This is a genomic window from Pseudomonas fluorescens group sp. PF-69 (genome assembly GCF_054481235.1).
In genome coordinates, this window is sequence record NZ_JBTMNC010000001.1 from 4,201,101 (window position 1) to 4,213,203 (window position 12,103).

The 12,103-nt window shown below is 61.2% G+C and carries 9 protein-coding genes; 7 read left to right on the forward strand and 2 right to left on the reverse strand.

The genetic code is table 11. The features are described 5' to 3' along the window. The first annotated feature begins 269 nt into the window (after nucleotides 1-269). From ACX3YF_RS19800 to ACX3YF_RS19820, 5 genes are all read left to right on the forward strand, one after another. Nucleotides 270-1,718, forward strand: a complete 1,449-nt coding sequence (locus tag ACX3YF_RS19800) for a sensor histidine kinase (RefSeq protein ID WP_458974131.1) — start codon at nucleotides 270-272, stop codon at nucleotides 1,716-1,718. A 185-nt stretch (nucleotides 1,719-1,903) separates the two neighbouring features. Further along, nucleotides 1,904-4,708: a multicopper oxidase domain-containing protein gene (locus ACX3YF_RS19805; RefSeq protein WP_458974132.1), complete on the forward strand. Its 2,805-nt coding sequence runs from the start codon at nucleotides 1,904-1,906 to the stop codon at nucleotides 4,706-4,708. Nucleotides 4,709-4,725: 17 nt separating this feature from the next. Further along, nucleotides 4,726-5,841: an SCO family protein gene (locus ACX3YF_RS19810; protein ID WP_288101318.1), complete on the forward strand. Its 1,116-nt coding sequence runs from the start codon at nucleotides 4,726-4,728 to the stop codon at nucleotides 5,839-5,841. Between the two features lie 100 nt (nucleotides 5,842-5,941). Further along, nucleotides 5,942-7,435 carry a sensor histidine kinase gene (locus tag ACX3YF_RS19815; RefSeq protein WP_130209917.1) on the forward strand — a complete coding sequence of 498 codons (1,494 nt, stop codon included), beginning with the start codon at nucleotides 5,942-5,944 and terminating at the stop codon, nucleotides 7,433-7,435. Further along, on the forward strand, nucleotides 7,404-8,834 hold the full coding sequence (locus tag ACX3YF_RS19820) for a sigma-54-dependent transcriptional regulator (RefSeq protein WP_130209919.1): 1,431 nt from the start codon (nucleotides 7,404-7,406) through the stop codon (nucleotides 8,832-8,834). Before ACX3YF_RS19815 ends, ACX3YF_RS19820 begins: the two co-directional genes overlap by 32 nt. 27 nt (nucleotides 8,835-8,861) lie before the next feature. Here the strand turns inward: ACX3YF_RS19820 and ACX3YF_RS19825 are convergent, their stop codons facing one another. Next, the gene (locus ACX3YF_RS19825) at nucleotides 8,862-9,245 is read right to left on the reverse strand and encodes a hypothetical protein (protein ID WP_448646996.1); all 384 of its coding nucleotides are present in this window, start codon (nucleotides 9,243-9,245) and stop codon (nucleotides 8,862-8,864) included. A 178-nt stretch (nucleotides 9,246-9,423) separates the two neighbouring features. Between ACX3YF_RS19825 and ACX3YF_RS19830 the strand changes: the two genes are divergently transcribed. Then, nucleotides 9,424-10,230: a class I SAM-dependent methyltransferase gene (locus tag ACX3YF_RS19830; RefSeq protein WP_458974133.1), complete on the forward strand. Its 807-nt coding sequence runs from the start codon at nucleotides 9,424-9,426 to the stop codon at nucleotides 10,228-10,230. Nucleotides 10,231-10,359: 129 nt separating this feature from the next. Here ACX3YF_RS19830 and ACX3YF_RS19835 read toward each other — a convergent pair whose 3' ends face one another. Next, on the reverse strand, nucleotides 10,360-11,124 hold the full coding sequence (locus tag ACX3YF_RS19835; protein ID WP_196586549.1) for a ChbG/HpnK family deacetylase: 765 nt from the start codon (nucleotides 11,122-11,124) through the stop codon (nucleotides 10,360-10,362). A gap of 310 nt (nucleotides 11,125-11,434) precedes the next feature. Between ACX3YF_RS19835 and ACX3YF_RS19840 the strand changes: the two genes are divergently transcribed. Continuing rightward, nucleotides 11,435-12,103, forward strand: coding sequence for an ABC transporter ATP-binding protein (locus ACX3YF_RS19840; RefSeq protein ID WP_130209929.1), 669 nt, complete (start codon nucleotides 11,435-11,437; stop codon nucleotides 12,101-12,103).

Consider the following 12,103-nt stretch of genomic DNA (forward strand, 5'->3'; position numbering starts at 1 on the left):
CTGCCCCTTGGGGATGGGTCAGTTGCCTAGGCTTCGGCAACTTCCATACCAACCCCTGGAAATGCCCCTCGGAGGCCCGAGCCAAAGGCTTGCGCGGTGCAAGCGCGGGCGCTGACCCGATCTCGGGAACGGGCCTCTTTCCCCAGCATTGGGGGGAGGTGGGGATAGCGGCATGGGTGGGGAAGGGGTGGGGGGAATCCAGCCCAAAGTCGGGCAAACTGCCATTAGTGGGCTATAAACCCTGTAGGGGTTTTGTCGGAAAAACGTCCATGACCACGCAGGCAAAAACACTGGCGCCCGAGAAGGGCGACATCCGCTTGAGCAGGCGCAAGCAGCCGTTCAATCTGCTGCGCTGGTTTTCGTTCATCAGCTTGTTGGTGATCGGCACGGTGGCAGTGGCGTTGGGGTCGGTATCGACGAAGTTCGTGATTACCGAAAGCGTGCAGCGCGATGCGTTATTGACCTCACAGTTCCTGACCGCGATTGCCTCGGCCGAGGTGCGCCATGTGTCGATCCCCAACGTGCGGACCATGGGCGAATTGCTCGACCCGCGCAAAGACCGCGACTTTCCCGACGTCGACCCGATGGCCCGGGCCAATGCCCGCGGTGAATTCCTCGACCACATCTCGCACTTGCCCGACGTGATCCTGGCCAACGTCTATGCCCCCGACCGCATGGTGATCTGGTCGACCAACCCTGCGTTGATGGGCACCACCATTCATGCCGATGAAGACCTGGATCGGGCCTTTGCCTCAATGACCCCGGTATCGGCCAGTTACCACGATGTGGACAAGACCCGCATGGAACAGAAGTTCGTGACGCCTCCGGAATACATCTTCATCGAGAACTACATTCCGCTGTTCGATGCCGATGGCGACAAGGTCACCGCGATGGTCGAGATCTATAAAGAGCCCCAGGACCTGATCAATCGCATGATGCGCGGCCTGGTGCTGATCTGGCTGGCCACGGCCCTGGGCGGCGGGCTGATTTACCTGGGGTTGTACTGGATTGTGCGGCGTGCGGCGATTCTGCTGGCGCAACAGCAAAAGCAGTTGATCACCAACGAAACCTTTGTCGCCCTGGGCGAGATGTCGTCGGCGGTCGCCCACAGTTTGCGCAACCCGCTGGCGACCATTCGCTCAAGCGCCGAATTGGCCCTGGAGTTCGACAGTGGGCCTGCGCACAAGAACATCAATGACATCATCGGTCAGGTCGACCGGATGTCGAAGTGGGTGCGCGAGTTGCTGCAATCCTTGCGACCGTTGAGTGACGAGGCCGAGCCGGTGAACCTGGTGGCCACGCTGCATGATGCGCTCGGCGCTTATGAACAGCTGATCGCCAAGGCCCGGATCAATGTCGTGTTCGAGCCCAAGGACACGCCGATGGTGTTGAGCCAACCGATGCAGCTGACGCAGATCCTCAACAGTTTGCTGGCCAATGCCCTGGAAGCCATGGACGAGGGCGGTACGCTGACCATCACCCTGGAGCCGACCGACTCCCGGCGCGTTTGTGTGGTGATCAGCGATACCGGTAAAGGCATGAATGAAGAACAGCGCGCCATGGCCTTCCGACCGTTCTTCACCACCAAGCGCGGCGGGCTTGGCGTCGGGCTGGTGTTGGTCAAGCGCATCATGGAGCGTTTTGGCGGGGCTGTGGCGCTGGACAGTCGCGAAGGCGAGGGTACGCGTGTCCGTCTGTCGTTCAAGTTGATTCCCTGAAAATGGGGGCGAACTTTCCCCGCTAGCGGGTGCCATTCCCCAGTCGTTTTTCAAGTCATGGCGAAATGATGTTGGTAAGCCATTGTTTCATTGAGTATTAATCCTTTTGTATAACGCTGTTACAAATTTGGCGAGCTATTTGCAAAACCCCCATCACCCCCTTCACGCATACGAGGCGGCTGGTGATGGACAGAAAAGCGCGGTATCCCTTCAAGTGGTTTGGCCTGGCGCCGTTGAGCGTCCTCCTCTCGATGACACTCAGCACAGGGACGCTGCGCGCAGGACCTATAGACGACGAGCGACAGCCCGAGCCGTCTGACCCCTCTGCTTACTACGATGAACCGGTAGACAAGGCTGCGGCGTTGAACGCCATTTTGACCATGCCTGATGCCAACGAAGACTCCTTCGATTTGCCTGACGGGGTCAAAGGCACACGCGATTCCACACGGGTGGAAAACGTTCTGCCGCCCACGGTGCAGACCAGTTTCAACTACCCCACCAATGGCAAGCCGAGCCCGTTGTTTGGTGCTCAACCGTTCACGCAGCAACTGGTGCTGTTCGAGGAGTTCGGTCCGGAAAAACTCGACCCCACCACGCCTGTGGCGCTCTTGCCGTTTCCACCGGCAGCCGTCGGCCCGCTGCCCCAGCAGGACCCCACCAGTGCGGCCCGCAGTGCGCCACCCAGTGCCGCACTCGATGCGTTCATGCGCCAACCGGGGCTGACGCCGTTTCCCAGTCAGTACGCCAACGTGGTGGACCGCAACCCATGGCAGGCGCAGATCGAGTATTTCCTCAACCGCCGCATCGGTTCGTCGGCTGAAGGTCGGCCACCAGGAAAGGGCTGGTCGCATCAGCGCTGGAACGAGTTCTACCCGCAGATGGCCTACAAGACCGTGCAGACCGGTGCGCGGGTCAACAGCGGCTGGCGTGACAGTCATCAGATGCACGGCTATGCCGTCGGTGAGTTCGGCCCCGGTGGCCTCTATCACAACGTCGCCGGTGTGCCGGCAACGGATGGCACCGCCAAGGGCGTGGATGCGCGTTTTCACCCGGCCATGCCCGTGCAGAACCACAACTCGGTGTGGACCTTCGACGGCACCCTGCCGCCCAAATTGTTGATGGTGCGTTACGGCCAACCGGTGCTGATGCGCCATTACAACGGCTTGCCCATCGACCCGTCGGCAAACATGGGGTTTGGCCTGCACACCATCAGCACCCACGAGCACAACGGTCACGCACCGGCGGAAAGCGACGGCTATGCCAACGCGTTTTTCTTCCCGGGTCAGTATTACGACTATCGCTGGCCGATCCAGTTGGCAGGCTATGACAGCATCAACACCGACGCCCATGACCCACGAGCGGCATTCCCCTGCGCACCGGGTGAAACCCTGTGGACCAACGACGTCAGTCCCAGCCGCAAGACTTGCGAAAACGGCACGATCAAGATCCGTGGCGACTGGCGCGAAACCATGAGCACCCACTGGTTCCACGACCACATGCTCGATTTCACCGCGCAGAACGTCTACAAGGGCAACGCGGCGATGATGAACTACTACAGCGCCCTGGATCGCGGCAACGAATCGGTGAAGGACGGCGTCAACCTGCGATTCCCCAGCGGCAGCGCCTTGCCTTGGGGGAACCGCGACTACGACGTCAACCTGGTGTTCGCCGACAAGGCCTGGGATCAGAACGGTCAGCTGTGGTTCAACCCGTTCAACACCGACGGCTTCATCGGTGACCAGGTGCTGGTCAACTGGCAATGGAAACCGAGCCTGGATGTGCGCGCCCGCAGCTATCGCTTCCGCATGCTCAACGGTTCGGTATCGCGTTACTACAAGTTTGCGCTGGTGCGTGAAATCAAGGGCACCAGCGGTGAGTTCCAGGGGCCCAAGGGATCGGGTGTGTCCTATGCCCGCGTGCCGTTCCACATGATTGCCAACGACGGCAACATCATGGAACACAGCGTGCCTTTCGACGGCACCATGGACCTTGACGCCGACGGCGATAAACAGAACCACAACGCAATCCTGCCCACCCAGGGCATTGCCGAGCGCTTCGACATCATCGTCAACTTCGCGAAAAACGGCATCAAGCCAGGGGACAAGATTTTCTTCGTCAACCTGCTGGTGCACGACGATGGCAAAGGACCGAAGGAACCGGTCTCCCTGGCCGACGTGCTGTCCGAGAAATACCTGGCGGTGATCAAGCAAACCAGCAAGGGACCGCAGTGGGACAGGGGCGACCCGGCGGTGGGCAAGGTGTTGCAGCTCAACGTCAAGCCCTACACCGGTCAGGACCTGGCCATGGACCCGGCGCTGTACGAGCCGGCCAAACCGGGCAAGGCTGAAGGCCTGGTGATGATCCCGCTGAAGATCCACCGCGACAACGCTGCCGACAAGGCGCTGCTGGCCAAGGCCCGTCACCGCACCTTTGTCTTCGGTCGCTCCGACGGCACCGACGAGGCGCCCTGGACAGTCAAGACCGATGGCGGCTTCGGCTTCCACATGGACCCCCGTCGCTTGAACGCATCGACCCAGTTGGCCAGTGGCCCCACCGATGCCGGGGCCGCCGGTTTCGGCACCCTGGAAGTGTGGAACATCAAGGCCGGTGGTACAGGCTGGAGTCACCCGGTGCATGTGCATTTCGAGGAAGGGGTGATCCTCAGTCGCGGCGGCAAGGCGCCACCGGAATGGGAGAAATGGGCACGCAAGGACGTGTACCGCATCGGCTCGGAAAAGGATGGCCTGGACAGCGTGGAAATGGCGATCAACTTCCGCGAATTCGCCGGGACCTACATGGAGCACTGTCACAACACCCAGCATGAGGACAACTCGATGCTGCTGCGTTGGGACATTGAGAAGCCCGGGCAATTCCAGTTGATGCCGACTCCGCTGCCCAGCTGGGACGGTGTGCGCTACGTGAACTCCGCCGCGTTGCCAACCTTCCGCACGGGCGATGGCTTGGGCCCACAAGTGACCGTTAAACCATGAACAGGGAGGGTGTCGACATGAAGTGGCAAACACCACGCTCACGAGACTGGGGCATGCACCTGGTGCTGGTATTGGCGACCTGCGTGCTGGCCAGCCAGTTGCTGGTCGCCGGCCAGTCGCCGTCGACACCCGCACCCCTGCCGACAGCCGCCGAGACGGCGGTCGCCGACTCTGCCACCCCGTGGGGCGGCGACTATTTCCCCAACACCCTGCTGACCAACCAGGACGGTCGGCAGGTGCGTTTTTTCGATGACCTGATCAAGGGCAAAGTGGTGGTGATCAACTTCATCTTCACGTCCTGCAGTGACTCGTGTCCGCTGGAAACCGCGCGTTTGCGCCAAGTGCAGAAACTGCTCGGCGACCGGGTCGGCAAGGACGTTTTTTTCTATTCCATCAGCATTGATCCCCTGAGCGATACACCCGCCGTGCTCAAGGCTTATGCGCGACGCTTCCAGGTCGGGCCGGGCTGGCAGTTCCTCACCGGGGAATTCGCCGATGTCACCGAGTTGCGGCAAAAACTGGGGTTGTTCATCGAAGGTGTCGATAACGGGCGCAGCAAGGATCACAACCTGAGCCTGATTGTCGGCAACCAGCAAACCGGGCGCTGGATGAAGGCGTCGCCGTTCGAGAACCCTTGGATTCTGGCCGATCAACTGGCCAACACCTTGCAGAACTGGAAGCAACCGAGCATTGAGCAGAGCTACGCCGACGCCCCGCCCATCCGGCCGCCGAGCAATGGCGAAGAACTGTTTCGCACCCGCTGCGCGTCGTGTCACAGCCTTGGCCCGCTGGACGGGCAGGGCATCGGCATGCGCAGCATTGGCCCCGATCTGGTCGGCGTGACCCGCCAACGTGATCCGGCCTGGCTCAACCGCTGGATTCGCGAGCCGGACCGCATGCTCGCGGAAAAAGACCCCATCGCCATGGAGCTGTTCGAGCGCTTCGACAAGATCCCGATGCCCAACCTGCGCATGGACGAGCATTCGGCGCAGTCCATCATCGACTTCCTCCAGGAAGAAACCGACCGTCAGCATCCGGTCGCGACGTCGTTGGCTACCCGCGCAGAGGAGCCGGAACATCGTCACGCCATCGCGCTGCCCGGCAAGGCACCCGATCAGACCCTGGCGCAATAGTGGCGAAATACTTTCATTGGGCAGCCTGTCCCGATCAATGCCACCTACACTGATTCGGAACATGGCTAAGAAGGCTTGTTTCCGTATCCAGGACGGTTCCATGCAGATACTAGAACAACAAAAAACACCTGCGCCTGATACGCCGGCCGCAGCAGGCAAGGGCTGGCGTCCGGCCTTCAATCTGGTGCGCTGGTTTTCCCTGGCCAGCTTTTTCATCATTGCGGCCGTGGCCCTGGGGCTGGGTTATGTCTCCACGCGCTTCGTGGTCGAAGAGAGCATCGAGCGCGATTCGATGCTCACCGCCCAATTCATTCAGGCCATTGGTGACGCAGAAATCCGCCATGCCGGGATCACCACAACCAGGACCATGGGCGAAATGCTCGACCCGCGGCTGGACAACGCTTACCCCGACGTCAATCCCGGTTCTCGTGCCGCTGCCCGCATAGAGTTTCTCGACCATGTCGAGCACCTGCCGGACTGCCTGTTGGCGGTGGTGTATGCACTGGATCGCACCGTGGTCTGGTCGACCAACCCGGAAATGATCGGCATGCGCGTCGAAGGCGACGAGGAGCTGGACGAGTCCTTCGAAATGAAGGAGACGGTGTCCACCAGCTACCACGAAATCGATGAGGAGCGTCCCGAGCAAAAACTGCTGCGCGAACCCGAGTATTTGTTCGTCGAGAACTACATCCCGATGTTCAACGCCGACAAAAGCAAAGTGATTGCCATGGTGGAAATCTACAAGGAGCCGGTCGATCTGGTGGCGCGCATCCAGCGTGGATTCAAGGCGATCTGGCTGGCGACCCTGCTCGGTGGCGCGGCCATTTACCTGGGGTTGTTCTGGATCGTGCGGCGGGCGGCCATGCTGCTGCAGAGTCAGCAGAAACAACTGATCGCCAACGAGACGTTTGTCGCCCTGGGGGAAATGTCCTCGGCGGTCGCCCACAGTTTGCGTAACCCGCTGGCGAACATCCGCTCCAGCGCCGAACTGGCCCAGGAAATCGCCAGCCAGACCGCGCAGAAAAACATCGGCGACATCATCAGCCAGGTCGATCGCATGTCACGCTGGGTCCGCGAATTGCTGGTGTCGTTGCGCCCGGTGAATGACGACGATGAAAACGTCGATCTGGTGCTGGCCGTCGACGACGCCCTGAGCGCCTTCGACCCCTTGATCAAGCGCTCGAATGTCGAAGTGCGCTTCACGCCCAAGAGTGTTCCACCGGTCGTCAGCCAACAGGTGCTGCTGACGCAAATTCTCAATAGCCTGTTCGCCAATGCCCTGGAAGCCATGCCCAAGGGCGGCGTGTTGAGCATCGATGTCGAATCGACGTCGCCCGAGCAGGTGAGTCTGATGATCAATGACACCGGCAAGGGCATGACCCGGCAACAACAACAGTTGGTCTTCAAGCCGTTTTTCACGACCAAACAAGGGGGGCTTGGCGTTGGCCTTGCCCTGGTCAAAAGAATCATGGAGCGCTTTGAAGGCTCGGTCGAACTGACCAGCCAGGAGCAGGAAGGAACCCGCGTCCGTCTCAATTTTAAAGTGGCAACGGGAGGGGAATATGGAGCACAGCATATTGCTGGTCGAGGATGATGAACTGCTCGCCGAGAATATTCAGACCTACCTGGAGCGCAAGGACTTCGAGGTGACCGTCTGCCACTCGGCGGAAGACGCGCTGGAGCAACTGGGGACCTTCGTTCCCGACGTCGTGCTGACCGACAACTCCTTGCCGGGCATGAGCGGTCATGACCTGATCCAGAGATTGCGCATCAGCGCGCCGGATCTGAAAGTGATCATGATGACGGGCTACGGCAATGTCGAAGACGCCGTGGTGGCGATGAAAGAAGGCGCATTCCATTACGTGACCAAACCGGTGGCCTTGCCAGAGCTCAAGCTGCTGCTGGACAAGGCCCTGGCCACCGATCGGATGGAGCGCACGCTGTCGTTCTACCAGGAGCGCGAAGCGCAGAAGTCCGGGGTGCAGGCGCTGATCGGTGAGTCGGCACCGATGGCTTACCTCAAGGGCACCATCAGCCAGTTGCTCGACGCCGAACGCCGCATGGCCAACTCCGATCTGCCACCGGTACTGGTGGAAGGCGAAACCGGGACCGGCAAGGAACTGGTGGCCCGGGCCCTGCATTTCGACGGTCCACGCGCCAAAGGGCCGTTCATCGAATTCAACTGCGCCTCGATTCCGTCCAACCTGGTGGAGTCGGAGTTGTTCGGCCACGAGAAGGGCGCGTTCACCGACGCCAAGGACCGTCGCCTCGGTCTGGTCGAAGCGGCCGATGGCGGCACGCTGTTTCTCGATGAGATCGGTGAAATGGACCTGCTGCTGCAGGCCAAGCTGCTGAAGCTGCTGGAGGACCGGACGATTCGCCGGGTCGGTTCGGTCAAGGAGCGCAAAGTCGATCTGCGGGTGATCAGCGCCACCAACTGCAACCTTGAACAAATGGTCCAGCAGGGCAAGTTCCGCCGCGACCTGTTTTTCCGTCTGCGCATCATCTCGATCAAGGTGCCGCGTCTGTACGCCAGGGGGGAAGACATTCTGTTGCTGGCCCGGCACTTTCTGGCGACTCATGGCAAACGCTATGGCAAGCCACACCTGCATTTCAGTGATCAGGCCGAAGAATTGATGCTCAATTACAGCTGGCCCGGCAACGTGCGCGAGTTGCGCAACATGCTCGAGCAAACCGTGTTGCTGGCCCAGAGCGACACCATCGCCGCCCATCAGCTGAATGTCTGCCTGAGCCTGGTGGATGAGCCGCCGATGTTTCAGCACGAGCCGCCACCCAGCGAGCCACGTCCGTCCTATAACGGCACCGAGTCGATGAACCTGCCGGAAGTGGAGCGCGACATGGTGCGCAAAATGCTCGACAAGACCGACTGGAACGTCACCAAGTCCGCGCGCCTGTTGGGCCTGAGCCGCGACATGCTGCGTTACCGGATCGAAAAACTCGGCCTCGCTCGCCCGGACAAGCGCCAGTGGTAGAGAACAGCTTCAAGCGGGAGCGACCCGTTACAGGGCCGGGTCCGGTGCGCTGCGACAGGCCATCATGCACGAGGGGTCCAGGACTTCCTGGTTGACGTAGACACCGCGTTCCGGATCGTAGGAGCGGATGAACACGCGAACGGTGGTGTCCGCCACCGTCGGCAGGCGTGAGTCGGAGAACACGTGCTCGCTGGAAACCGGGATGAAGTCGCCGGGCGCTGTCGGGATGTACGACCCTGGCGGCACGGTGTTGATGGACGGTGGCGAGGGGTGGGCGAAGGGCTGGTCTGACCCGTAATAATGGAATTCGGTATTGGCCTGGTCGGTTTGCATCAGGCTGTCATCTGCCTGTACACAAGTGGCGGCAGTCAGGCAGAGGGCAAGCAACAGCGTCTGTTCGGTTTTGTTCATGGCAACACCTGCGAAATCGGTTTTCGCGCATTTCCCCAAGGCCATTAACTATAGCGCTCCCGTGGCCAGGCGTCGGTGCGGCCTGGTTTACAAGATCACAACAAAGCCCGGATGGGGCGAATGCCAGGCATGAACTAGAATCGGCGCGGTCAATCAAGACCCGATTCTGGAGTGCGCAATGGAAATGCCGACAAAAGATAAAGCCATCGCCAGCAACCGCGATGCCTGGAATGACTCCGCCCGACACCACAAGGACAGCGCCGAATGGCAGGCGCTGCTGCGCGCGGTGACTCATGCCGATTTCTCTTGCCTGGATGACACCCTGACCGGGTTGCTGACGCAGATCGGGGTCGACGGCAAGGAGGTGGTGCAACTGGGTTGCAACAACGGTCGCGAAAGCCTGTCGCTGTATGCCCTGGGTGCCAGGCATGTGGTCGGCGTCGATCAGTCGGCGGCGTTTCTCGATCAGGCGCGGGAACTGGCGTCGCGCTCACCCCATGACCCCGAATTCATCGAGGCGGACATTCACCACTTGCCGCTTCAGTTGCAGGGTCGCTTCGACCTGGCGCTGATCACCATCGGCGTATTGAACTGGATGCCGGACATCGGCGAGTTCCTCCGCCACGTGGCACAGACGCTGAAGCCGGGCGGCGCGCTGGTGGTGTACGAAACCCACCCGTTCCTGGAAATGTTCGACCCCGAGGCCGCCGAGCCTTTCGGCCTGGACAGCTCGTACTTTCGTGCCGAGCCCTTTGTCCAGCATCAACCGATCGTTTACGAAGGCAAAGTCGAGCAACCGGCGGCTGCGTCCTACTGGTTCGTCCACACCCTGGGCGCCATCTTCACCGGGGCCATTGCGGCCGGATTGCAGATCAGCCACTTCAAGGAGTACCCGCATTCCAATCGCGAGGAACTCTATGATCGCTACCAGCAGCAAGCGGCGCAGTTGCCGTTGTGTTTTACCTTGGTGGCGGTGAAGTGCTGAGTAGGTGTTGCGCTGACTGACGCCATCGCGAGCAAGCTCGCTCCCACATGGGATCTTCGTTGAAAATCAACTGTGGGAGCGAGCTTGCTCGCGATAGCGGGGGTGAGGCCTCAGAAACGTTCGCCCCGATCAACTTTCCCCGGACACGCCATAGGCCACTCTCGGCACCCCCGGCAGTCGCTGCTCCAGCAGGGCGCTCAACGACTCGCCCTGATCCAGACAAGCATCGCCAAAGTCGGCACCCAGTTGACTGGGGTGGGCGACGATCTCCAGCAGGCCGTCGTCCGGTGGGGTGGCGTTGCGCAAATCCTGCGGGGTGCCCACGTAGTCGGCGGTGGCGCCGGCCAGGCGGCTCAAGCGGTGATTGAGCAGTTGCTTGAACATGCGTTTGGGCAGGCTCTGCGTGGGCCCCAGATTACGTGCCAGGCGCACGGGGACGCCTTGGTGCGCGGCGAAACGCGCGACGATTTCACCGATGGGCCAGATGGTGTGCACGTTTTGGTGGGAGTCCAGATGACTGGGCCTGACACCGTGGTCCAGGCAGCGTTGCCATTGAGCCTCGAGTTCTTCGTGTACGGCGCGGCGATCCTGATGGCCGAGCCAGAGACGGGTGCGGGACAGGTTGAGGTCGAACAGGCCGGCGCTGTCGCAGAAGGTCCGGCGCGTCAGAATGCGCCGGCTCAACGGGCGGCCGGCGGTGAGGTTGAAGTGCAGGCCGACGCGTCCTTCCAGCAACGGATGCCGGGCCAGTGAACACGCTGCTTCAAAGGCCGGCATATTGGCCATGGCGGTGGTGGAACTGATGACTCCAGCCTGGAAGGCTCCCAGGATCACCGCGTTGTCGCAGGCACTGAGGCCGAAATCGTCAGCGTTGACTATGACTCGGTGCGGCATGTTCGTCCTCCATGGAAGGTCGGTGGATTCCAAGACCCGGAAATCAATCCAAGGGGTATAGACCAGCCTCCAACATCCATCACCGCCAACTGTCAGATGGGTATTTTCCGGCTTCGCGGCCAATTGCCATCAAGCGCTTGCCCCTGCTGGATTTGCTTCGCACAGGAAGGGCTGCGAAGGCGCTGTGCAAATCGATAAACGGTCGTCAGTCTTTGAATTCGCCGCAGACCGGGCGCGGCCGCCGTCGTCGACGGACAAAAAACATTCAGTCCCGCTATCCTTGGCCCACGCTCATCCAACAGGTTCTTCCATGCTTGAAGTCCGCGGTGTCTTCAAAAGCTACGCCACTCCCCAAGGGCCATTGCCGGTGTTGCAAGGGGTCGACCTGACCCTGAAACCCGGTAGCAGCCTGGCACTGATGGGCGAGTCGGGCAGTGGCAAGAGCACCTTGCTGCACTTGATCGCCGGTCTGGACAAGGTGGATCGCGGCAGTATCCGCAGTGGCGACCATCGCCTGGAACAAATGAACGAAAGCCAACTGGCGAACTGGCGGCGTACCGAGATCGGTTTGGTGTTCCAGCAGTTCAACCTGATCGGCAGCCTGCGGGTGGAGGACAATCTGGCGTTTCAGGCGCGGCTGGCGGGGCGGCATGATCCGCGTTGGCAGGCGCATCTGGTGCAGCGCCTGGGGTTGAGCGAGTTGCTGCGGCGCTATCCGGAGCAGTTGTCCGGAGGGCAGCAGCAACGGGTGGCGCTGGGGCGTGCCCTGGCGTCGCGGCCACCGTTGCTGTTGGCCGACGAGCCCACCGGCAGCCTCGATGAAGCCACCAGCGATGACGTGCTCAAGCTGTTGCTGGCATTGCTCGATGACAGTCCGACGACCCTGTTGATGGTCACCCACAGCCCGCACGTCGCGGCGCGCCTGGCCGAAAAAGTGGTGCTGCACGGCGGGCGTCTGGCCGGCGTGGGCGCGCGCTGA

Coding starts and splice junctions, on each gene's coding strand:
- ACX3YF_RS19800 (WP_458974131.1), top strand. CDS start 270: ATGACCACGCAGGCAAAAACACTGGCGCCCGAGAAGGGCGACATCCGC.
- ACX3YF_RS19835 (WP_196586549.1), bottom strand. CDS start 11,124: ATGCCGCACCGAGTCATAGTCAACGCTGACGATTTCGGCCTCAGTGCC.
- ACX3YF_RS19830 (WP_458974133.1), top strand. CDS start 9,424: ATGGAAATGCCGACAAAAGATAAAGCCATCGCCAGCAACCGCGATGCC.
- ACX3YF_RS19840 (WP_130209929.1), top strand. CDS start 11,435: ATGCTTGAAGTCCGCGGTGTCTTCAAAAGCTACGCCACTCCCCAAGGG.
- ACX3YF_RS19825 (WP_448646996.1), bottom strand. CDS start 9,245: ATGAACAAAACCGAACAGACGCTGTTGCTTGCCCTCTGCCTGACTGCC.
- ACX3YF_RS19805 (WP_458974132.1), top strand. CDS start 1,904: ATGGACAGAAAAGCGCGGTATCCCTTCAAGTGGTTTGGCCTGGCGCCG.
- ACX3YF_RS19820 (WP_130209919.1), top strand. CDS start 7,404: ATGGAGCACAGCATATTGCTGGTCGAGGATGATGAACTGCTCGCCGAG.
- ACX3YF_RS19810 (WP_288101318.1), top strand. CDS start 4,726: ATGAAGTGGCAAACACCACGCTCACGAGACTGGGGCATGCACCTGGTG.
- ACX3YF_RS19815 (WP_130209917.1), top strand. CDS start 5,942: ATGCAGATACTAGAACAACAAAAAACACCTGCGCCTGATACGCCGGCC.